We start from the raw sequence: 22,731 nt of genomic DNA on the forward strand, positions 1-22,731 counted from the left end.
TACCGTGGTCAACGTGTCCGATAGTACCTACGTTAACGTGTGGTTTGGTACGTTCAAATTTGGCCTTTGCCATAATAATGTCCTCTTTGTTATTACTACTTAGTTGTGACTCGTTAATTGCTGAGAAGCACGAGTTTAAAACTGGATAATCTATGAATTACCCCATTAATTTTATGTTAACACATCAAATAATGGGGTAGTATTACTACATTTACAAATATATTCACACAAACAATGATAGATTATTCGTCATCATCTTTGTTAGTGAATTTTTTGATGATTTCGTCAGCAACGTTTTTAGGTGTTTCTGCGTATTTTTCAAAGTGCATTGAGTAGGTAGCACGACCTTGTGACATTGAGCGAAGTTGGGTTGCATAACCAAACATTTCGGCAAGTGGCACTTCAGCACGAATTTGTTTCACACCGCCAAACAAATCGTCCATACCTTGTACCATACCACGGCGACGGTTTAAGTCACCCATGATGTCACCCATGTAGTCTTCAGGGGTTTCAACTTCAACTTTCATCACTGGCTCAAGTAGTACAGGGCTTGCATTCATAAAGCCTTTACGGAATGCAATCGAACCTGCCATTTTGAATGACAATTCGTCAGAGTCAACGTCATGGTATGAACCATCGTATAGGGTTGCTTTTACGCCGACCACTGGGTAACCTGCAAGAACACCATTTTTCATACGTTCTTGGATACCTTTGTCAACCGCACCAAAGAATTCTTTTGGTACAACACCACCAACAACTTCTTCAGCAAATTCATATTCTTTGCCATCTGAAGTGTCCATTGGCTCAAGACGTAACCAAACGTGACCAAATTTACCACGACCACCTGTTTGACGTACGAATTTACCTTCTTGTTCAACAGTGTTACGAATCGTTTCACGGTAAGCAACCTGTGGTGCACCCACATTGGCTTCAACACCGAATTCACGTTTCATACGGTCAACCAAGATTTCTAAGTGAAGCTCACCCATACCGCTGATGATGGTTTGACCTGATTCTTCGTCAGTGTGAACACGGAATGAAGGGTCTTCTTTTGCCAAACGGTTCAAAGCGATAGACATTTTTTCTTGGTCAGCTTTGGTTTTTGGTTCGACAGCCAATGAGATTACTGGGTCTGGGAATTCCATACGCTCTAGCGTAATCACGTTGTCTTCGTCACATAGTGTATCACCAGTGGTTACGTCTTTTAGACCAACGAATGCCACGATGTCACCTGCACGCACTTCGCTGACTTCTTTTTGTGAGTTAGCGTGCATTTCTACGATACGACCGATACGTTCACGTTTCATTTTAACAGGGTTATAAACGCTATCACCTTGTTTTGTAACACCAGAATAAACACGAACGAAGGTTAAGTTACCAACATATTTGTCATTCATAATTTTGAATGCCAAACCTGCAAATGGTTCGTCATCTGATGATTCACGAGTGGCTTCAGTTTCAGCTTTGTCGTCTAAGATACCTTTAATGGCATCAACGTCATTTGGAGCAGGTAGGAATTCAATCACAGCGTCAAGCATACGTTGAACGCCTTTGTTTTTGAACGCTGTACCACAAAGCATTGGCTGAATTTCGCCTGCAAGGGTACGAGCACGCAAACCTGCAATGATGTCTTCTTTTGACAAATCACCTTCATCAAGGTATTTATCCATCAATTCTTCTGAAGATTCGGCAGCGGCTTCAACCATGTTGCTACGCCATTCATTCACGGTATCAACGAGGTCAGCAGGAATGTCGCCATATTCAAATTTCATACCTTGAGATGGTACATCCCAAATGATGGCTTTCATTTCTAATAGGTCAACAACCCCTTCAAAAGTGTCTTCTGCACCGATTGGCACAACGACTGGCACTGGGTTACCACCCAAACGGGTTTTAACTTGCTCAACCACACGGAAGAAGTTTGCACCCGTACGGTCCATTTTATTAACGAACGCTAGACGAGGTACTTTATATTTATTTGCTTGACGCCATACGGTTTCTGACTGAGGTTGAACACCACCTACCGCACAGTACACCATACATGCACCATCAAGTACACGCATTGAACGTTCTACTTCAATGGTGAAGTCAACGTGGCCGGGGGTGTCGATGATGTTGATGCGATGCTCTGGGAATTGGTTGCCCATACCTGACCAGAAGCAAGTCGTTGCTGCTGAGGTAATGGTAATACCACGTTCTTGTTCTTGTTCCATCCAGTCCATGGTAGCTGCACCTTCATGCACCTCACCAATCTTGTGGCTTTTACCTGTATAAAACAAAATACGTTCTGTGGTTGTCGTTTTACCTGCATCAATGTGTGCAGAGATACCGATGTTACGGTAACGATTGAGGGGAGTTGTACGTGCCATAGTGGATTCCTAAGGACTAGAGATTAAAATTATTCCGTTATCAATATGCGGTCATGTCAATCAAAAAACAAGATAGCTATTTATTTACCCATTATTTAATTAAAAAAACAAAAATAAGTTGGTTATCAATCTGTATTGGTTGGCATTTATGATGTTGCGATGATTAATAATTGATTGGTACAAAATCATTATCAAGGCTAGTTATTGTAGCTGTTCATCATAAAACAACGCCTTATTGATGACATAAGTGCTTTATGATAAGAGCTTGCCATGACAAAACCATGACAAGCTACTTGTTTATTTACGCCATACAATTGTTAAAATTATACGGCTGATAAAATTTAATAAAAAACAATCGCTTAAATTAGAAGCGGAAGTGTGAGAACGCTTTGTTAGCGTCAGCCATACGGTGAACTTCATCACGTTTTTTCAACGCATTACCTTTACCGTCAGCAGCGTCTAGCAACTCACCAGCAAGGCGTAACGCCATTGATTTTTCAGAACGCTTGGCAGCGGCATCAACTAACCAACGCATTGCCAAGGCGGTACGGCGGGAGGGACGTACTTCCATAGGCACTTGGTAAGTTGCACCACCAACACGGCGAGCTTTAACTTCAACCATTGGGCGAACTTTATCTAGGGTTTCTTCAAAAAAAGCCACTGGATCAGTGATATTGTTTTTTTCAACAACACGGTCTAATGCACCGTAAACAATTGATTCAGCAACTGATTTTTTACCATCAACCATTACGTGGTTGATGAATTTTGCAAGTGTTTTGCTACCGAATTTTGGATCTGGTAGGATTTCACGGGCTGCGATGACACGACGTCTTGGCATATTAAATTCCTTGTGTATTCAGGGTAGTCTGGTATAAAAAGTCGATAACCTTTGTATTAACCAGCCTTACTGCATAAGATAAACGGGGGCAACCGTCAGTGTTATGCAAACAATATTAAAAAGCAATTGGATTAAAACGTAACAAGCGATTAGGCTTTAGGACGTTTTGCACCGTATTTTGAGCGACCTTGTTTGCGGTCTTTTACGCCAGCACAGTCTAATGCACCACGAACGGTATGGTAACGTACACCCGGTAAGTCTTTAACACGACCACCACGGATTAGTACCACGCTATGCTCTTGTAGGTTGTGGCCTTCACCACCGATGTAGCTTGATACTTCAAAGCCTGAAGTCAAACGTACACGACATACTTTACGCATGGCTGAGTTTGGTTTTTTTGGTGTAGTAGTATATACACGAGTACATACGCCACGGCGTTGTGGGCAAGCCTTCAACGCTGGAACTTTTGATTTTTCGGTAATGGTATTGCGACCTTTACGAATTAATTGATTTGTAGTTGCCATAAGGCATCCTTCTCCCATTTGTTGTAAAAAATACCTAAAATTAGCTGTTAGTTAAAGAAACTAGCCTAAAGCTATTTTTAGGACAGCGTATTATATAGCTTTCGTAAAGACTTTTCAAGCCTCATTGTGACCATTGGTCAAGCGGGGCGGTGGGGCAAAAGTGGCATGGGCAATTTGTACAACTTCGTTAATAATCATATTGTTATAAGCTGTGCCGATGCCGACTGTGGTAATGGGTAATACTTTTTGTAAAAATGCAAAATTAAAGTTGGATAAGTTGACATTGAGTGAGGTGGCGATTTGTTCAATTTTTTGCACAACACCACGAATACCTTGTGCATCATCATTATCCGAATTTTGTAGGCTATCATGGGTGGTATCCGTGGGGTGTAAATAAGATTCAAGACCTTGCTCTGCCACCACATCAAATACGCCCAAGCCTGCCAAAAGGGTTTGTTTTTCTTGTAATTTATTGAGGTTGGCTTTCCCCAAAATTTCATAGGCAATGCTAATGCCTTGCTCGCCTGTGAGCGGTTTGTCGTAGATTTCGGCAAGCTGAAAAATACTGCGTAAACTCACCGCCAATAGCCATAGCGTATCGACCAAAATCCCTGCCAAACCAACCACATTTGACACACCACCCAAGGTCGCCAAACTACGATTTTGGTCGCAGATGGCTTGGGCAAGGGCGTGGCGTTGGTTAAGGTCAAGTTTTGTCCCTGCAAATCGTGGGTCGGTTTTTAGGTCGAGTTTTGCCCAGTTTTGAGCCAGTTTGCCCAGTTGTAAAAAGGCTTTATCGGTGGCTTTTTCAAAGGTGGTTTGCGGTACAACACGGCTGGTAAATTGGCTATATTTGCCTAATGGCATACTGACGAGTAGCTTGCGAGAAAGTTTGGGGATTTGCTCGTGAAAGGCATTTTTGGACTTTTTAAGGTCTTGGGTGAGTTGGTCTAAATTCAAATCTTGCAGTTGTTGTACGCTTAATGGTTGGCTTTTATTGAGTTTTGCTAATTTTTCCCCCATGCTTTCTAAGCCAGTGCGAGCGAATGAGCCAACAAGTTGAAAGGCGGTTGCCATGATAGTTCCTTAAAGTTATCAAAAAATAGGTATAGTAGTAGCTTAGTCAGATTTGACCTATTTTTCAATTACAATGCGTAAAGAAGTTGTTTGATGATGATTGGGTAATTGGAAATATTTCGTAACATTTTACCCAATTCGCTAGGATTTTGGCTTGCTAAAGTTTACAATGGGGGATTGTTTTTAACGGCTAAAAAATTTAATTTAAAGTTTTCAAAAGGAATTGCGTATGCGTCGTGTTGTCATTACAGGGACTGGGTTGGTATCGTGCATTGGTAATGACTGGCAAACCGTCAGCCAAGCCTTATTGCAAGGGCAATCTGGGCTAAAATTGAATCCAACCTATGCCGAAAAAGGCTTTAAAGCCTGCGTGTCTGGTTCGATTGATGAAGAAAGCCTAGATACCTCTGCGATTGACCGTAAACTTAAGCGTTTTTTGTCTAAGGCAAGTTTGTATGCGTATTTGAGCAGTTTGCAAGCCCTTGAACAAGCAGGATTAAGCATTGAGGCGATTGCCCATAACCCTCGTATTGGCGTGGTGGCAGGCTCTGGCGGTGCGTCCACCCTCGATGTGGTGAATGCGGTCGATGCCATGCGTGAAAAAGGCTTGCGTGGGGTCGGTGCGATGGCAGTGCCAAAAACCATGGCAAGCACGGTGTCAGCAAGCCTTGCGACTGGGCTACAAATCGGTGGGATTAGCTATTCGATTGCGTCAGCGTGTGCGACTTCAACCCATTGTGTCGGCAATGCGATGGAGCTGATTCAACTTGGCAAACAAGATATCGTGTTGGCTGGCGGTGGCGAGCTTGAGGACTGGACGCAGTCGTGTATGTTTGATGGCATGGGGGCGATGAGTACCCAGTACAACGACACGCCCACACAGGCAAGCCGTCCGTATGACAGTGGGCGAGATGGCTTTGTCATCGCTGGCGGTGGCGGTATGGTGGTGGTCGAAAGCCTAGAACACGCCCAAGCACGAGGGGCGACGATTTTAGCCGAGTTGGTCGGTTATGGGGCAAGTTCGGACGGTGCGGATATGGTCGCACCGAGTGGCGTAGGGGCGGTGCGTTGTATGCAACAAGCCCTTGAACAAGCCAATTTGACTACGGTTGACTATATCAATACGCATGGTACAAGCACGCCGATTGGCGATGTGACGGAGCTTGAGGCGATTCGTAAAGCCTTTGCAACCGCAGAAAAATTACCGCCAATTAGTTCAACCAAATCCATGACAGGGCATAGCCTAGGTGCGGTGGGCGTGCAAGAGTTGATTTATTGCGTGATGATGCTGAATGAAGGCTTTATTGCACCGAGTATTAATATTGAGAAAATGGACGAAAAAGCCCAAGATTTTGATGTGGTTCAGACCGCTCGTAAGGCGGAGTTAAACACCATTATGACCAATAGCTTTGGTTTTGGTGGGACAAATGCTTGCTTGGTGATTAAAAAGTTTGTCGAATGATGGTAAGATAGGGCAAGCCATTGATAAAAGAGGGTAAAATGGTAAATCGCTTAAGAGTTCAGTATGAAGCTGTTGTTTGACCAAAATATTTCGTTTCGTTTAATAATGCCTTTCATGTTACTGGTATTGTGTTTCTCCAATACCAGTTTTGCTCACACATACCCAAATGTTAAAACGACCTGTTATCAGTTCAATGCTAATAAATTAGCCAAGCAACAAAGCTGTACGATTGAGTCAGGCGGTGGGGCTGGTGGTGAAACAGAGATTATGCGGATGGGTAAAAACAGTTATCAATTCGATACCGTTTGGGATTATGATGAAAAAACCCAACAAAATGATGTGCATTACCAATATACGATAATAAAGGGTAATCGTTGGGTTTCACAGCCTGCCGAGCTTTATTTTAGAAATGCCAAAACACTAAAAATAGATAATGATGAGAAACTAAGCATTTATCAAATGCTGACTTGCTATCGAACGCAAGATAATAAACTTGACCTTTGCCATGCCAATCCAAAATAAATGTTAGAACATGATAAATATTCATTGCCCTTTTTTAACCGCATTACCGCCTACCGAATTGGTGTTAAAGTTTAGCCATTTTTCAACCATAAAACCGATTTGGCTGAATAATGACGGACAGAATATCATTGGTATTTTACCAAAAACCGCTTTTTTAGCAGATTTGGCGAACAATGATAATTCCCAAGCACAAACATTACAAATCCATCAACTCAATCGCCAAAGCATTGATTTCACCCAATCAAATTACAGCATTAACACCCTCGATAACGTCAACCAAGCGGATTTACAACGCTTATTGATTGACTATCAAAACATTCAAACCCCTCAAGAACCATCCAATCAAATCACAGAAAAACCCCATTTTTACAATGGCTATCTGGGTTTTATCAGTTATGACTTTTCAGCGGAAAATTTAGCCAATCAGTCGTTTAATGCTGACTATGTAAGCCAACCACAACCGTTAGCCTATTTTGGACATTATGATATTTATTTGACCTTGCAAGATGGCAAATGGTGGCTAAATCTGACCACTGAACAAGCGATTAAACAACGTGAGGCGATTGAGTGTTTTTTAAGCCAATTGTCGAAGCAGTTTTCTAATGTAGAAATTAATAACAACCCCAAGCCCTTACCGTTAGCCCCAGTATGGACAAAATCGGATTATGCCAAAGCCTTTGAGCAAGTGCAAAATTATCTAAAAGCAGGGGATTGCTACCAAATCAATCTAACCCAATGTTGGCAAGGCGATTTGGCTAACAATAAGGGTGGAAATAAATTGGTAGATTATTTACCAAGACTTCACCAAGCAACCAACGCCCCTTTTGCAGGTTATGTCAATTTAGACAACTCTTTATCCAATTATGAGTTATTAAGCTGTTCGCCAGAGTTGTTTTTTACTTTTGCCAAAAATACCAGTAGCATAAATAACAGGGATGAACATACCATTATCACCAAGCCCATCAAAGGCACAATTCCTCGTGGTTTGACGGTTGAACAAGATATCGCCAATAAAAATCAATTAGCCAATAGCGAAAAAGATACGGCTGAAAATGTGATGATTGTCGATTTGCTCCGTAATGATTTGGGGAAATATGCCAAAGTCGGCACGGTGCAAGTGCCGAAGTTGTTTGATATTGAGAGTTTTAGCAATGTGCATCACATGGTCAGTACGGTGACGGCAACGCTCAAAGAGGAAGTCAATCCGCTCACCGTGTTGTTGGATAGCTTGCCCGCAGGGTCGATTACAGGTACGCCAAAAAAACGAGCAGTAGAAATCATCCATGAGTTAGAAAGTCAGCCACGAGGGGCATATTGTGGGACGTTGGGCTATCTTAACTTTGATGGCACAGGACAATGGAATGTGTTGATTCGTACACTGCAAGCGGTGGATGATAAGGTGTCACTATGGGCAGGTGGTGGCGTGACCATCGCCTCGGCGTGCGAGGCGGAGTACCAAGAGTGCTTTGATAAAGTGGGGAATTTGTTAAAGTTATTAATGCAAAACGATTAAATTTTACCATCAATCGCCGTGTTAATTTCCCCACTATTAATGGGTAGGCTTTCACCATCAAACGGATTAAATAGCAAATCAATGTCATAAAAGGCGATGTGGGTATCGACAATCGCCAGTTTTTTATCAGCTAAAGTAGTGCTAAATGCCAATAATTCGTCTTGATGGGCGAAGCGGTAAGTCACAACTTCGCCTGTGTCTATGTTTTGACATTTTAAATAAAACTGTATTGTGGTTGTCATAAGCTTTTTAGCGTATCAATCAATCGCTGATTTTGTTCAGCTGTACCGATGGTAATGCGTAAATAATCACTAATTTTTGGCTTGTTAAAATGCCGTACAATCACCCCTTGCTCACGCAATTTGGTAAACACTTCGACCGTTTCACCCATGCTAACAGGCGGTTTGGCAAACACAAAATTCGCCTGTGACGGCAATACCACAAAGCCCAAGTCGGTCAGATTTTTCACCAAATCAGCACGCAAGGCAATCACCTTTTGGCAACAGGCTTTAAAATATTCGCCATCTTGCAAACTCGCCACCGCCCCCGCTTGAGCCATACGGTCTAGTGGATAGCTATTAAAGCTGTTTTTGTAGCGGTTTAACGCCTCAATCAATGAATGGTTAGCAAACGCCATCCCCACTCGCAAACCCGCCAATGAGCGAGATTTTGAAAAGGTTTGGGTCACGACTAAATTGTCATATTGATTGATTAGACTTACCGCAGAGGCATTTGGTGCATCGGCAAAATTTCCATCATAAAAATCCCCCTCGTAAAAATCAATGTACGCCTCATCAATGACAATCACTGCATTGGGATGTTCTTTGAGTAGTTTTTCAATATCAGCAAGCGGTAATAAAACCCCAGTCGGTGCGTTGGGATTGGCGATGATAATGCCCCCACACGGACGGCGGTAGTCATCCACATCAATGGTAAAATCGGCCTTGAGGGCGATTTTGGTGAGTTCGACATCAAAGGTATCGGCATACACAGGGTAAAAACTGTAGCCAATATCTGGGGTCAGCACTGGGCGGTCTTTCATAAAAAAACACGCAAAGACATGGGCTAACACCTCGTCTGAGCCGTTGCCGACAAATACTTGATTGCGTGCCACGCCATATACATCCGCCAAAGTTTGGCAAAGTTCATCCGACTCTGGGTCTGGGTACAGTTTGAGTGCGTCCGCTTGATTGGTTAAGACACTGGCAATGGCTTGGGCGACTTTGGGTGAGGGTGGGAAGGGGTTTTCATTGGTGTTAAGTTTGCACAGATTGGCAATTTTCGGCTGTTCGCCTGCGACATAGGGGGTAAGGTTGCGGACACGGTTACTCCACAGGCGAGTATCTGTGGTGGATTTTTGTATGTTAGAAGTAGGGGTGATTGATGTGTCCGACATGATTATCCTTATTTAAACTTTAAAACCGCAAAAATTTGCCAATTATTTTAGCATATTTGCCCATCATGCCATACAATAACCGAGCTAAACCACCAAAATTTGGCAAATTTTTTCAATCTAATTCGGTAAATTATTATGCGTCCGACACCTTCACAACCCTCAAATGCTTATCCCAAATCCTTGCTAATAGCAGTGGTGGTAGCGATTTTATTGTTAAGTATCAATATGCGGTCGCCGATTATTGGTTTTGGGGCGGTGGCGACTTGGATACAGCAGGATTTGCAATTATCCACGCAGGTGATTGGACTGATTGGGACGATTCCTGTCATGGCGTTTGCCTTTAGTTCGTTTATTGTGCCAACGGTGGCTCGTAAAATTGGCTTGGAAAACACCTTGGTTATGGCTTCGACAATGTTGGCATTGGGGATTTTTGGGCGGTCTTGGTTGCCGAATTTGAGTTTACTACTATTTGGAACAGTGCTGTTATCATTGGCGATTGCGTTTGGCAATGTGCTTGTACCTGCAGTGATTAAAAAATATTTGCCCAATCACATTAGCCAAGTGATGGGGATGTATTCGTTGATGTTGTCGGTGTTTGCAGGGCTGTCTGCAGGCGTGGCGAATCGTTTGGTGGCATGGCGAGATTGGCAGTTTGCGTTGAGTGTGTGGGGCTGGGTGTCGGTGTTGGCGTTGATGGGTTGGCTATGGGTCAGCCATCAACATACTCGCCAAAAACTTGCCATTAACGACAGTGAATTACGCAACCAAGCCATTGCCATGAGTGAACCCTCTAGCACTCGCTCAGTGTGGCGAATGCCAATGGCGTGGTGGATTAGTGGCTATATGGGGTTGCAGTCGTTGCTGTATTATACGTTGGCAAGCTTTTTACCTAGTTTGCTTCATGCCAAAGGCTTGAGCGATAGCCAAGTAGGGCAGGTGGGTATGGTATTTCAACTGATGGCATTTCCTTCGATTATGCTGTTAACCAAATGGGTGGGGGCAGGGTGGCATCTTCGTACACTTGGGGTATCGGCAGGTGTGGGGAACTTGTTGGGCGTGATTGGATTTGGGTTATTGCCTGCCAATGGTTTGATTTGGTTGTGGGCGGTGTGTGCAGGGTTTGGCTGTGGGGTGATTTTTACCTTGTGTATGATGATGTTTACCCTCAAAGCCAAGAATAGCCAACAAACTGCCGAGCTGTCTGGGATGGCTCAAACGGTGGGCTATAGCATTGCCGTGACAGGCCCTTTATTAACAGGATGGCTCAGAGATATCAGTTATGGTTGGACATTGCCAATGACGGTATTGACAGGGCTAATGGGGTTGTTATGTGTGTTTGCGTGGTTTGCCACAGCGGATAAACCGATTGAATAATGATGTAAACAAATATAATCCCTTGTAACTCGGCTGTTATGCTTTGCCCCTGTTTGCGTAAATTACCCTTACCAAGTAAGGGGAATTTTTTTATACTGTTACCGCCGTTAAGTTAGGTCGATAAGTACCAATAACAAAATTATCTTATAACATTTAGTCTAGTAGCTTGGGTTAGCAAAGCGTAACCCACGAAAAATCAGATTATAATTTAAATTTGTTCAGTTACTTAAGTTAGGTATTTGATTAAATTAAAAGTTATTCAATCGTCATTAAAATTACAATTTTAGGAGTCACACAATGGCAAACGATAAACGTATTTCAGACAGCATGGAAAAAGCGTTAAATAAACAAATGATGGAAGAAGCCACCCAAGCCCAAGCGTATTTGGCGTTGGGTAGTTGGGCGGAAGTCAATAACTATGCAGGTATGGCAGAGTTTTTTTATAAACACTCTGCCGAAGAACGTAACCATATGTTTAAGTTTTTATCATATATTAACGAGCGTGGTGGTGAAGCCAAAATCGGTGCAATTCCTGCCCCTCGTGATAATCCAAGTGATTTAGAAACTTGTATCGAAGACGTTTGGCAACATGAATTGGAAAATTCCAAAAAAATCTATGCCTTAGTTGACCAAGCGATGGCAGAAAAAGATTGGGCAACGTTTAACTTTTTACAATGGTTTGTCAAAGAGCAAATCGAAGAAGAAGCTCTTATTAATGATTTGCGTGATAAATTTGCCCTTGCCTCAAAAGACAAAGCCAATAATCAGAACTTTTATACCCTCGATAAAGACATGGCAACCGCCAGTCAAGAAGGCTCATTGCCTCGTGAAGCGAGCGTTGAGTAATTTTAACAAACCAAAAAAATCCCAATTCAACATTGGGATTTTTTTTTGGTAAAAATAACCATCAACTTCTTAAACTAATTTCCCCTGCTTCGACAGGCAGCTGGCTTGGTTTTAGGGCAATCGGCTGACGTACCAACGCTTCACGGAATACCTCATCAATGGTTTCGACAGGTTGAATGGTTAAGCCTGCTTTAACATTGTCAGGGATATCTTTAAGGTCACGTTCGTTGGATTTTGGAATCAACACGTGCTTGATACCGCCACGATGAGCCGCCAACAGTTTTTCTTTTAGCCCACCAATACGAAGTACTTTGCCACGCAAAGTCACTTCCCCAGTCATGGCGATGTCAGGGCGAATCGCAATGCCTGTCATCGCAGAGGCGAGGGCAGTGGTCAAGGCAATCCCTGCTGATGGACCATCTTTGGGGGTTGCACCCTCTGGCATATGCACATGAATGTCTGTACCTTTGAAGTTTTCGTAGCTAATGCCCAAGCTTTCGCCTCTGGCACGTACCACTGTCATGGCGGCACGGATGGATTCTTTCATCACATCGCCCAATGAGCCTGTAAAGTTAAGCTCACCTTTGCCCTGCATGGCGACCGCTTCGATGGTGAGTAGCTCGCCACCGACTTGTGTCCATGCCAAACCTGTGATACGCCCAACTTCTGGCTGTTGTTCGGCAAGCCCATAGTCAAACTGATATACGCCCAAATAATCAGCGATATTGTGATTATCTACGGAAATTTTGCCTAACGATTTAGCGTTAGTGTCTTTGTTAACCGTACTGTCATCCGTGCTTTGTTGCTGTTCAACATTGGCTTTGACGACTTTACGAGCGATTTTATTGATTTCACGCTCAAGGTTTCGCACGCCTGCTTCACGAGTGTAGCGTTGTACGATGGCTTGTAGGGCTTCTTCGCTAATTTCTACTTCGTCTTCGCTCAAGCCATTTTGTTTGATGGCTTTTGGCACAAGGTATTTTTCGGCAATATTGACTTTTTCGTCTTCGGTATATCCGGGTAGGCGAATGACTTCCATACGGTCAAGCAATGCAGGCGGGATGTCCATGCTGTTGGCAGTACAGATAAACATCACTTGCGACAAGTCCAAATCCATGTCGAGGTAATGGTCGTTAAAGCTGTGATTTTGCGATGGGTCTAGCACTTCTAGTAACGCAGACGCAGGGTCACCACGAAAATCTTGTGCCATTTTGTCAATTTCATCCAGCAAAAATAGTGGATTTTTTACTTCGACTTTTGCCAATGACTGCACGATTTTCCCAGGCATTGCCCCAATATAAGTACGGCGATGACCACGAATTTCGGCTTCGTCACGCACGCCACCCAATGCCATACGGATAAACTCACGACCCGTAGCACGAGCAATAGACTCACCCAGTGAGGTTTTACCGACACCAGGAGGCCCGACCAAGCATAGGATAGGACCTTTGAGGGTATCGACACGAGATTGCACCGCCAAAAATTCCATGATACGGTCTTTGACATCTTTTAGCCCATAATGGTCTTCGTCTAGCACGCTTTGGGCATTTGCCATGTCGATGGCGACTTCACTGGTTTTGTTCCAAGGCGTGTCAAGAATCCACTCAATGTAGTTACGCACCACAGATGACTCGGACGAGGCAGGGGGCATTTGCTTGAGTTTGCGAAATTCATTTTCGGCTTTTTTACGCACGTCTTCTGGTAGGTCGGCTTCTTTTAGGCGAGTTTCGAGTTCGCCAAGGTCGTCTTCATCTTCAAGCGGTTCGCCACCACGTTCTTCATGCAAGTCAGAAAGCTCATTTTTGATGGCTTTCATTTTTTCATTGAGAAAATATTCTCGCTGATTGTTGTCCATTTGACGGCGAACTTGTTCTTGTAGTTCTTGCTCAATGGTTTGCTCTGCCCCTTGTTGCACCAAGTATTCGGTCAAGGTTTTGATATGGGTTTCGAGGTCATCGACTTCGAGGATATTTTGTTTGATATCAAGGTTTAGCGACACACGAGTGGCGATAAAATACACCAATTCCTCAAGGTCGGTGATACGCTCGGCAACACGAGTTAGCTCACGAGCATTACGCAGACGGCTTTCGGCATATTGGGCAAACAGTCCGACCAATGCGGTTTTATACTCGTCTTGGGTCTTTTTATCCATGTTCATGCTGATGGGGGCAATGCTAAAATCAGCGGTCAAAATCCCATCATCATGTTGGTCAATGATTTCCAGTTTGGCACGATACAAGCCCTCGATAAGGACTTTGATGCAGTTTTCGTCATTCTCGTGAGGCATGGTGTTGATGACACGGCACACCGTGCCATATTGATACAGATTATCGTTGTCGATGGTTTCGGACAATGAGTCTTTTTGGGCAACAACAAAAACTTTGCTGTCAAATTTATCTTGAGCCAGCTCTACGGCTTTGACGGAAGGCAAACGTCCCACAAATAGGGCAATTTGCATATGTGGATACACCACCACGTCACGCAAGGCTAGCAATGGCAAATGGGTAGGCTCAATCGGTGTTGGCTCGTCAATGTTATCAATGTCATCAAGTAAGTGGTCGAAATCAAAGTTTTGATTGTCTTGCATTATTATCCCCTTCTTCGACAAAGGACGCAAAACCACGCCCCTTGTTTGGTATTAACGTTAATAATGGTGATAGCCAAAAAAATTACAAGACTTATCTATGGAAAAACCTTTGTAAAAAATATTCTTTGGCTTTAGCTTTTTTAAACATAGGGCTTATGCAATAAGCCCCTACCTTGGCTTTAGAGCCATGTAAAATTTGGGGCTGATTTGAGATGAGTTATGTTATAGTAAGGCATTGCTCAATGATACCGTTAGGATTCGCCATGCTCAACCCCATTGCCTTGCCTTATAGCTTTGCCAAACGCCACCAACTGCTCTTGCAATACCACAATATTGATAGTCTGCCTAATCTATTGATGACAGCCGATACCAGTATGGAAGCGGTCAACGAAGCCAATCGCTTTGCCAGTCAACAGGGTATTGGCTTGCCATTAAATTTGCAATTGGTCGATAGCGAAGCGTTTGAAAAGTTGCTAGGAAGCACCTACGCAGGCAACACAGGCGAAAGCCAACATATCGCTGCAGGGCTAGAAGACCACCCAGACCTCATGAGCCTTGCCGACAGCGTGCCAGAAACCGAAGACTTGATGGACCAAGAAGATGATGCTCCCATCATTCGTTTGATTAATGCCTTGCTGTCCGAAGCGATTCGTTTAAACGCTTCGGATATTCATATTGAAACCTTTGAAAAACGCCTATCAGTACGCTTTCGAGTGGATGGCGTGTTAAAAGAAATCGTCAGCCCAAAACGTGAACTCTCACCATTATTGGTTTCTCGTATCAAGGTCATGGCAAAACTCGACATTGCCGAAAAGCGTGTACCGCAAGATGGGCGGATTTCGCTACGTTTGGCAGGGCGAGAGGTGGATGTGCGTGTATCGACTTTGCCGTCCAACTTTGGCGAGCGAGTGGTGATGCGTCTGCTCGACAAGCAAGCAGGTCGCCTTAACATGACTTATCTTGGTTTATCCGACCATGATTATACGGTGTTAAAAACGCTGATTCACCGTCCGCATGGCATTATTTTGGTCACAGGTCCAACAGGTTCTGGTAAAACCACCACGCTATACGCCGCTTTGACCGAGCTAAATGACAACACTCGCAATATTTTGACTGCCGAAGACCCCATTGAATTTCAGCTTGATGGTATCGGACAGACCCAAGTCAATAATAAAGTCGATATGACCTTTGCTCGTAGCCTTAGAGCCATGCTCCGCCAAGACCCTGATGTGGTGATGGTGGGCGAGATTCGTGACCTTGAAACTGCCGAAATTGCGGTACAGGCTTCATTGACAGGGCATTTGGTGCTATCAACGTTGCACACCAATACTGCTATCGGTGCGGTGACACGCCTTGCTGATATGGGCGTTGAGCCGTTTTTGCTGTCGTCCAGTCTGATTGGCGTGGTGGCACAGCGATTGGTACGCACGTTATGTCCACATTGCCACACTTGGCATGAGGCAGATGCGTTTCAACAGCAAATTTTTAGTGAGATTGGTTTGCAAGGTGAACAGTTGGGCGAGATTAAATTGCCCAAACCAGTCGGCTGTGACAAATGCAATAATTCGGGCTTTCGAGGGCGAACGGCAATTTATGAAGTCGTGCCAGTTGATGATAAACTACGCCAATTGATTCATAGCCAAACCGCAGAGTTTGAGCTTGAGGCGTATGCTCGCACCAAAACGCCATCCATCCGAGCCGATGGACTTAAGAAAGTCTTGGCAGGTAAAACCACGCTAGAAGAAGTGTTAAGGGTGACTAAAGAAACGGATGGATAAACTATAGGTGTGTAAACTAGAAATAAATCAGTGTTGTAGGGGGGTATTGCATACGCCCACAATGCTAAAGTTTCATTTTTGATTTAATTCACCAACAGAAAGGTAAGTTATGTAAAATTATGCCATAAAAACATAATTATTTTTATAAAGCATAATTATGCAAAATAAAAATAATTATTTATAATTAAGCATTGTTAATCATCATGTGATGGAAAAATTATGTTAGCTTATCATAATGACCCTTTATATTACCCACGCACGGCTTTGGCTCAACTATTGGTGGATAATCTATCCATGGGGATTAGTTCGGCTTTTACCTTATTTGCCCCAAGGCGGATGGGAAAAACGCAGTTTTTATTAAATGATGTGCGAGCCGTTGCCAAAGACGCAGGATTTAATGTGTTTTATTTTAGCTTTATGAGTGAGCAACAACAGGCGATTCACAGCGATTTTACCCAAGCTCTACAGCAATTTGCCCATGATATTATGCCAAGCAAAACCCTAAAAGCCATCAAAAGTGTGGAGGTATTTGGGGTGGGTTTTGAGCGTTAAGAGCAAGCCACGTCTGCATTGTCGTTGACAGAGGCGATTGCCACCATTGCCAAAGATAATAAACCGACCTTGATGCTACTCGATGAGGTGCAAGAGTTGGCTCGTGTTCGTGGTACGGAGGGCTTGATTCGAGCATTACGCACAGGGCTTGACGTGCATAAAGATAAAATCAAAGTGATTTTTACAGGCTCATCGACCAATGGCTTACGGCTCATTTTTAATGATAGTAAAGCCCCATTTTTTCATTTTTCGCATGCGATTGACTTTCCAAAACTGGATAAAGGCTTTAGTGATTTTTTGGCAGATATATATGCCAAACGTACAGGGCAAGAAATTGATAAAGATGGTTTTTTTGAATTATTTCAACGACTTAATTATACGCCTTTATACCTAAGAGCCATCGCTCAAGATATGATTATCAACCCCAATTTGACCCTTGAACAGGCATCAGTCAGCCGTCTTGAGCAGTTGCACGAACAGTCCGACTTTAATACCCAATGGTTGGGTTTAACCGAGTTAGAAAAGCACCTTATATTGATGATTGGTCAAGGGGAAAGTGGGCTATATAAAAAGCACATTCGTCAAATTTTAGCACAAAAATTGGGTTTAGAAGGGGAAATCAGCACCAGTAATATCCAAACCAATCTCAAAAAACTTGAGCGTAAGGAATTGATTACCAAACAAATTAATGATTGTTATGTGATAAATAATTCATTATTTGCTCAATGGTTGGTAGAAAATGATACGCTTTATTAACACTGTTTCCATACCTAATTTTTGACAAAATATAGCGTGGTTAACACTTTGTTAACCTATGCTACTTAGTGGTTTGGTAACAAGTCTATTAACTGGTATTTAACTGATATGCCCCAATCCAGCCAATACCGCAGTCGCAAAACTTCCAGTCGGCAATGTAAAATCCAGTTGAAAGGTATCTTCCGCTAACCATTGCCAATTCAAATCCTGTGGTAATAGCCTAAGCGGACGGCGTTGTTGTTTTAGCCCATACTGTGCCAAACCTTGAGCCAGTTGTTGATATTTTTCTTCACTATCAATCACTTGCTTTTCAAGAGTACCAACTTCGCTATGGCTTTTTAACTCACCTTCGCCCCACATTGCCCCTGTCAAATGAATGTCTGCGGTTGCCAGTCGTTGCAAAATAGCCTCATCAACTTCTGCCACAAACACACTATGACTGCCATCAAGGTTAAACACCTCGCCTGTAAGTGGGGTTTGCCAAGTATTATCGCTGACTCGCTTTGCCAAAATCGCATTAAACAGCTCACTGCGAGCCGAAGATAGATACAGGCTGATTTTGTCACGGTCAAATTTGGGATGTGGTTTTTTGCCGTTAATTTTACCTGTGCTAAACAATTCTAAGGCAAAATTTACATTGTTATCCTCATGCCCAAAGCGTTGCTCACCAAAATAATTGGGAACGCCTTGCTTTTTAATCAAGTTGAGTTGGTTTTCAATGTCTGCTTTTTCACCAACCACATCACGCAAAGTAATGATAAATTGATTGGCTTTATGCGTGCCTCGATTGAGTTTTTTATTGTGCCAATGTTGGGCTAAAATCTGTATATTTTCGCCCTCTTGTAATTGAGCGGTCAAATATTCTGCCAAATCAGTTTTCGGCAGTGTCTTAGTTGGCAGGCGTAAACTAAACCATTGGCTTGTCACGGCAAGGCGGTCTTTTAGCCCAGAATAGCCCACATCTTTGACAGGAATATTCGCCCAATTTGCCAATAATTTGGCGAGATAGGCGGTGTTAAGATTAGTTTTTTGAAGCTGTAACCATAAATGTTCGCCCTCGTCCGTAAACTCGATATCCATGATTTCATTGACAATAAAATCTTGAGGGGTGGCTTTATAAATGGCGTGCTGAATACTAGGCATGTAGGTTTGGGGGTGTTGTTTCATAAAGCCTTGTTATCTTGAGAATCAGTTATCGTGGTACATTTTTAAAGGTATAGCCTTTGGGCAAACGTTGTAATGTCGAGCTAATCCCAAAATTCGGTAAGCCCTTATAGGCACGCATCGACAGGGTATCACCATTCAAGGTCAAATTAACATCATAGTTTGAGCCAGTGTAAGGGTTATAGGCCTTTCCACCACTATATTTGCCATTGCCTAATGATGAAATACCAGATAAGACAGTTTCACCAATGTGGTACTTGCTACCTGATGCCAATACACCCACAAAGCCTTGAGCTGTTTGGCTAATGGTGACGACATATTTGGGCTTTTGATTATCATAATAGACCCAATGCCCCTCGATGGGGTCGGCAACTGCTACGTTGGATGCACCCAACAACCCCATGACAACAAGGGGCGTGATGGATTTTTTGGTAGCAGAAAGCAAAAATGGTTTTAAATTTAGCATACAACACTCTTCTATAGCAATGGCAAAATAATTCATGGTTGTAAAAAATGCCTATCCTAAAACCATCGTATAAAAAACTCCATAAGGCTTTTGTTTCAATACCTTTCGCTTCATTCACTTTTACTTTATATGGTGCATGAAATTAGAAATCATACGTTTCTCTACTTCGCTAGGCAAAGATTAATCGTTATATATTATTTTGTACTAGTTTGTTGAAACATGAAAAATTATGCATTATAATAATTGCCATGATAAACAGTTATTTTAATTTCACAAACGAATACAATAAAAGGAACTCCCATGACTACACTTACTTACGGCTTAAACCCTCGTGTAAAACCAGATACTCAAGGCAATTTTGGCGAATTTGGTGGCAAAATCAACCACCCAGACTTGGCAAAAGCCATGCAAGAAATCGAAGACGGCTTTCATGCCATGATTGCTGACCCAGAATTTGTCAAACAAATCATCGAGTTGCAACAGCACTATGTCGGCAGACCCAGTCCGATTTTCCATTGCAAACACCTATCCGAACACTTGGGTGGTGCGGATATTTACCTCAAACGTGAAGACCTTAACCACACAGGCTCACACAAAATCAACCATTGTCTAGGTGAGGCGTTACTTGCCAAGCGTTTGGGAAAAAAGAAAGTCATCGCCGAAACTGGGGCAGGGCAACACGGCGTGGCATTGGCGACTGCCTCGGCACTGTTGGGGCTTGAATGTGAAATTCACATGGGCGTGGTCGATATCGCCAAAGAACACCCCAATGTGTCACGCATGAAAATCTTGGGAGCGACCATTGTCCCTGTCGAGCGTGGGGCTGGCACGCTAAAAGAAGCGGTGGACAGTGCGTTTGAATCGTATCTCGGACAGCTTGAAGACAGTATGTTTGCCATTGGTTCGGTGGTCGGTCCTGCTCCGTACCCTGAGATGGTGGCTTATTTTCAGTCGTTGGTTGGGCATGAGGCACGCCAACAGTTTCAAGCCATGACAGGCAACCTGCCCGATGTAGTGACTGCTTGTGTGGGTGGCGGTAGTAATGCGATTGGGATTTTTAATGCATTTTTGGACGATGCTGATGTCAAAAAAGTTGGTGTTGAGCCTGCGGGTGAGGGTTTAGATAGCCACCACCGCCATGCCGCCACCATGACCAAAGGGGTAAAAGGCGAGATTCAAGGCTTTAAATGCTATGTGTTATTGGACGAAAATGGCGAACCTGCCCCTGTCCATTCGATTGCATCTGGGTTGGATTACCCTGGCGTTGGACCTCAACACAGTAACCTCAAGGATACAGGCGTAGCTTACTATGACTCGGCAACCGATGCGGAATGTTTAGACGCATTTATGATGTTGTCACGCCTTGAGGGGATTATTCCTGCCCTTGAAAGCTCGCACGCTGTGGCATATGCGATTCGTGAGGCGAAAAAGTTGGGTAAAGGTAAAACTATTTTGGTGAATTTGTCGGGGCGTGGTGATAAAGACATTGATTTTGTCTTGGGGCAAATGGATGTAGCGAATTATCAAGTGAAATAGTGTATTGCTAAAAATTCAAAAGGGGTTATTATGGTTTTGATACCCCTTTTTTTGTGAGATTTTACCATGCGAGCCATCACTAAAACCGATATCAAACTCCGCCAAGCCACACTGTCCGATATTCCCCAAATTGTCGCCTTACTCAACCGTTGTTACCGCTCAGATGAGGGCTGGACAAATGAAGCGGACTTAATCGGTGGTATTCGTACCACGGAAGAGGAAATCCAAAACGTCATACAAGACGATTTACAGTACCTTTTTGTGTTTCCTCATCCCCAAGATGACAGCCAAATTCTTGGCACGGTGGCGGTGGACTTTACCCCCATTGATGGAAAACCATCTGCCTATATCGGTACATTTTCGGTATCGCCAGAGCTACAAGGACAGGGGATTGGTGATGCACTCCTATCAGCGGTGGAAACCTTTGCCAATCGCCATGCCAAAGCCAAAGGTTTAACCCATTTATCCATGAGTATTTTAAGCGAACGCCCAGAACTTTTAGCCTATTATCAGCGTAGAGGTTATGCGTTGACAGGCGAAACCATGCCATTTCCCACCGATGGCAATAATGGCGAGCCAAAGCGAGAGGATTTGGTACTGAATTTTTTGCAAAAATCCATCACCTAAATTTGGTAAACAATAAAGATTAATAAGCTAAATTACCCACGTATTCCCCTGCCTCATCTTCTACCACAATATCCGTTTCTTGTAAGGCTTGCTGTTGCCAAAGTTGAATACTGGGGTGGGCGAGCATGGCTTGAATATAGGCTTGCGTAGTCGGTTTTAGCTCGATGTTAGACGCTGTGGCGTAAGTATGCAGACGGAAAATAACAGGGGCAAAAAACACATCCGCTACGCTAAATTCACCCAATAAAAACCCTGTTTCACCATTCAAGCCGAATCCCTCACTGACAATCGCCTCAAACCGTGTCAAGTCTTTTAGGCAGTCTTGGCTTGGGGTGATTTTACGTTTGGCTCGGATATTCATTGGCATTTCATTGCGTAAGGCGACAAATCCGCTGTGCATTTCAGCGATTAGGCTCATGGCGAGGTGTGGTTGATTGCCCCATACGTTTTGTTTTATCAAATACTTTTCGGCGTATAACGCAATGCCAATCGTATCCCAAATGGTTTTGTCTTCATGCAATAGTACAGGGACTTTGCCAAGTGGGGTGTATTTGGTCAAAATTTCTTGGTTGCTTGGGTGAAAAAGTTTAATCGGCATTTCGTCAAATGCTACGCCAAAGGCATCAAGCATCAGCCATGCACGAAGTGACCAACTAGAGTAGTTTTTATTGCCAATGATTAAGGTGGGTTTGGAAAAGTTGTTGTTTGGATTGCCGAGTGGATGGTTCATGTTTTTCCTTGTTAAAATTATTCATGAATCAAATAACTTTCAGACGGCAGTTTAAAGGGTGGATGGTCGGAAAAATCGACAATCTTTATCATGTCGTCATATAACACATAATGCAAGATATATTCTGATGTTCTATCACCAAAAACTGTATTCACGTCATAGCTAGGAATACCAATATGATAATGCCAAAGATTGTATTGTTGAGCAAATTTTACTTTGCTCAGCCAATTAGGATTATCTTTTGGTACATTGTCAGATTTTTTGTTACGTCCTTCCAGTTGGTTTAAGCCATGTAATTGAACGTGTTCGATAAAGTTAGCGATTTTTTCTTGGTCAGCGGTGGGGAAGTGGCGTAATTCTTCACGGAATTGTTTGCCTAAGATTACTTTCAAACTCATTCCCCATTCTTTATCCAGTTTAGCAAGTCTTGTGTTTGGCTAAACTGTGGCACTTCAACCGTTTCATCATTGACCCGCTCTTGCAAGCGAGCCAAATCAAAATCAAAAGGGCGTTGAACAGCCAGCATTTTAGGTTGAGATTGTAAGGGTTTTCTTTTGACAAATTTTTTATCAGATAAGGTGGGGTGATAAGCCAAAGTTGTCATTTAACCGCTC

At 43.2% G+C, this 22,731-nt stretch carries 22 protein-coding genes and 1 pseudogene; 10 read left to right on the forward strand and 13 right to left on the reverse strand.

What is annotated here, in order from left to right; genetic code table 11:
- The 5 genes and pseudogenes from ACK1U4_RS10340 to ACK1U4_RS10360 all read right to left on the reverse strand — a co-directional run.
- A pseudogene (locus ACK1U4_RS10340) lies at positions 1-73 on the reverse strand (elongation factor Tu); the annotation flags it as partial.
- 169 nt (positions 74-242) lie between these two features.
- Entirely contained in the window at positions 243-2,369 is a 2,127-nt protein-coding gene (gene fusA, locus ACK1U4_RS10345; protein ID WP_419401615.1) for an elongation factor G, read from the reverse strand.
- 364 nt (positions 2,370-2,733) lie between these two features.
- Complete coding sequence (gene rpsG / locus ACK1U4_RS10350; protein WP_419401616.1) at positions 2,734-3,207, reverse strand: 30S ribosomal protein S7; 474 nt, start codon at positions 3,205-3,207, stop codon at positions 2,734-2,736.
- 149 nt (positions 3,208-3,356) lie between these two features.
- Positions 3,357-3,731: a 30S ribosomal protein S12 gene (gene rpsL, locus ACK1U4_RS10355; RefSeq protein WP_007116468.1), complete on the reverse strand. Its 375-nt coding sequence runs from the start codon at positions 3,729-3,731 to the stop codon at positions 3,357-3,359.
- Between the two features lie 114 nt (positions 3,732-3,845).
- The gene (locus tag ACK1U4_RS10360; protein ID WP_419401617.1) at positions 3,846-4,808 is read right to left on the reverse strand and encodes an EcsC family protein; all 963 of its coding nucleotides are present in this window, start codon (positions 4,806-4,808) and stop codon (positions 3,846-3,848) included.
- Positions 4,809-5,037: 229 nt separating this feature from the next.
- Between ACK1U4_RS10360 and ACK1U4_RS10365 the strand changes: the two genes are divergently transcribed.
- The 3 genes from ACK1U4_RS10365 to ACK1U4_RS10375 all read left to right on the forward strand — a co-directional run bounded on the left by ACK1U4_RS10365 (position 5,038) and on the right by ACK1U4_RS10375 (position 8,305).
- Complete coding sequence (locus tag ACK1U4_RS10365) at positions 5,038-6,270, forward strand: beta-ketoacyl synthase N-terminal-like domain-containing protein (RefSeq protein ID WP_419401618.1); 1,233 nt, start codon at positions 5,038-5,040, stop codon at positions 6,268-6,270.
- 63 nt (positions 6,271-6,333) lie between these two features.
- Positions 6,334-6,792, forward strand: coding sequence for a hypothetical protein (locus ACK1U4_RS10370; RefSeq protein WP_419401619.1), 459 nt, complete (start codon positions 6,334-6,336; stop codon positions 6,790-6,792).
- A gap of 10 nt (positions 6,793-6,802) precedes the next feature.
- Entirely contained in the window at positions 6,803-8,305 is a 1,503-nt protein-coding gene (locus ACK1U4_RS10375; protein ID WP_419401620.1) for an anthranilate synthase component I family protein, read from the forward strand.
- On the opposite strand, the gene ACK1U4_RS10380 is transcribed toward ACK1U4_RS10375, so the two are convergent.
- Together ACK1U4_RS10380 and hisC are read right to left on the reverse strand one after the other, a co-directional pair.
- Positions 8,302-8,547 carry a hypothetical protein gene (locus ACK1U4_RS10380; protein WP_419401621.1) on the reverse strand — a complete coding sequence of 82 codons (246 nt, stop codon included), beginning with the start codon at positions 8,545-8,547 and terminating at the stop codon, positions 8,302-8,304. The two genes, ACK1U4_RS10375 and ACK1U4_RS10380, sit on opposite strands and share 4 nt — an antisense overlap.
- Positions 8,544-9,701, reverse strand: coding sequence for a histidinol-phosphate transaminase (gene hisC, locus ACK1U4_RS10385; RefSeq protein ID WP_419401622.1), 1,158 nt, complete (start codon positions 9,699-9,701; stop codon positions 8,544-8,546). The genes ACK1U4_RS10380 and hisC overlap by 4 nt, the downstream gene beginning before the upstream one ends.
- A 135-nt stretch (positions 9,702-9,836) precedes the next feature.
- Here hisC and ACK1U4_RS10390 point away from each other — a divergent pair, with 135 nt between their 5' ends.
- Together ACK1U4_RS10390 and ACK1U4_RS10395 are read left to right on the forward strand one after the other, a co-directional pair.
- Positions 9,837-11,075 (forward strand): CynX/NimT family MFS transporter, encoded by a 1,239-nt coding sequence (locus ACK1U4_RS10390; protein ID WP_419401623.1) that lies wholly within the window; start codon positions 9,837-9,839, stop codon positions 11,073-11,075.
- 297 nt (positions 11,076-11,372) lie between these two features.
- Positions 11,373-11,921, forward strand: a complete 549-nt coding sequence (locus tag ACK1U4_RS10395; RefSeq protein WP_419401624.1) for a ferritin — start codon at positions 11,373-11,375, stop codon at positions 11,919-11,921.
- Positions 11,922-11,982: 61 nt separating this feature from the next.
- On the opposite strand, the gene lon is transcribed toward ACK1U4_RS10395, so the two are convergent.
- A complete protein-coding gene (gene lon / locus ACK1U4_RS10400; protein ID WP_419401658.1) occupies positions 11,983-14,379 on the reverse strand; it encodes an endopeptidase La in 2,397 nt (798 codons plus the stop codon).
- A gap of 392 nt (positions 14,380-14,771) precedes the next feature.
- Here lon and gspE point away from each other — a divergent pair, with 392 nt between their 5' ends.
- From gspE to ACK1U4_RS10415, 3 genes are all read left to right on the forward strand, one after another.
- Entirely contained in the window at positions 14,772-16,286 is a 1,515-nt protein-coding gene (gene gspE / locus ACK1U4_RS10405) for a type II secretion system ATPase GspE (protein WP_419401659.1), read from the forward strand.
- A gap of 219 nt (positions 16,287-16,505) precedes the next feature.
- Positions 16,506-16,838 carry a hypothetical protein gene (locus ACK1U4_RS10410; protein ID WP_419401625.1) on the forward strand — a complete coding sequence of 111 codons (333 nt, stop codon included), beginning with the start codon at positions 16,506-16,508 and terminating at the stop codon, positions 16,836-16,838.
- Positions 16,839-16,856: 18 nt separating this feature from the next.
- Positions 16,857-17,594, forward strand: coding sequence for a hypothetical protein (locus ACK1U4_RS10415; RefSeq protein WP_419401626.1), 738 nt, complete (start codon positions 16,857-16,859; stop codon positions 17,592-17,594).
- A 99-nt stretch (positions 17,595-17,693) separates the two neighbouring features.
- Here ACK1U4_RS10415 and truD read toward each other — a convergent pair whose 3' ends face one another.
- Both truD and ACK1U4_RS10425 read right to left on the reverse strand, forming a co-directional pair.
- A complete protein-coding gene (gene truD, locus ACK1U4_RS10420) occupies positions 17,694-18,761 on the reverse strand; it encodes a tRNA pseudouridine(13) synthase TruD (protein ID WP_419401627.1) in 1,068 nt (355 codons plus the stop codon).
- A gap of 25 nt (positions 18,762-18,786) precedes the next feature.
- Positions 18,787-19,224 carry a DUF2147 domain-containing protein gene (locus tag ACK1U4_RS10425; protein WP_419401628.1) on the reverse strand — a complete coding sequence of 146 codons (438 nt, stop codon included), beginning with the start codon at positions 19,222-19,224 and terminating at the stop codon, positions 18,787-18,789.
- Between the two features lie 300 nt (positions 19,225-19,524).
- On the opposite strand from ACK1U4_RS10425, the gene trpB reads away from it, so the two are divergent.
- Positions 19,525-20,760, forward strand: a complete 1,236-nt coding sequence (gene trpB, locus ACK1U4_RS10430; RefSeq protein ID WP_419401629.1) for a tryptophan synthase subunit beta — start codon at positions 19,525-19,527, stop codon at positions 20,758-20,760.
- Between the two features lie 66 nt (positions 20,761-20,826).
- Positions 20,827-21,387 (forward strand): GNAT family N-acetyltransferase, encoded by a 561-nt coding sequence (locus tag ACK1U4_RS10435; protein ID WP_419401630.1) that lies wholly within the window; start codon positions 20,827-20,829, stop codon positions 21,385-21,387.
- Positions 21,388-21,406: 19 nt separating this feature from the next.
- Here the strand turns inward: ACK1U4_RS10435 and ACK1U4_RS10440 are convergent, their stop codons facing one another.
- The 3 genes from ACK1U4_RS10440 to ACK1U4_RS10450 are packed head-to-tail and all read right to left on the reverse strand — an operon-like array spanning position 21,407 to position 22,721.
- The gene (locus tag ACK1U4_RS10440; protein WP_419401631.1) at positions 21,407-22,117 is read right to left on the reverse strand and encodes a glutathione S-transferase family protein; all 711 of its coding nucleotides are present in this window, start codon (positions 22,115-22,117) and stop codon (positions 21,407-21,409) included.
- A 17-nt stretch (positions 22,118-22,134) separates the two neighbouring features.
- Positions 22,135-22,515 (reverse strand): hypothetical protein, encoded by a 381-nt coding sequence (locus tag ACK1U4_RS10445; RefSeq protein WP_419401632.1) that lies wholly within the window; start codon positions 22,513-22,515, stop codon positions 22,135-22,137.
- Positions 22,512-22,721, reverse strand: coding sequence for a hypothetical protein (locus ACK1U4_RS10450; protein ID WP_419401633.1), 210 nt, complete (start codon positions 22,719-22,721; stop codon positions 22,512-22,514). Before ACK1U4_RS10450 ends, ACK1U4_RS10445 begins: the two co-directional genes overlap by 4 nt.
- Between the last annotated feature and the right edge of the window lie 10 nt (positions 22,722-22,731).

It is taken from the genome of Moraxella sp. TY6 (assembly GCF_048551375.1).
In the GTDB taxonomy this organism is placed as follows: domain Bacteria; phylum Pseudomonadota; class Gammaproteobacteria; order Pseudomonadales; family Moraxellaceae; genus Faucicola.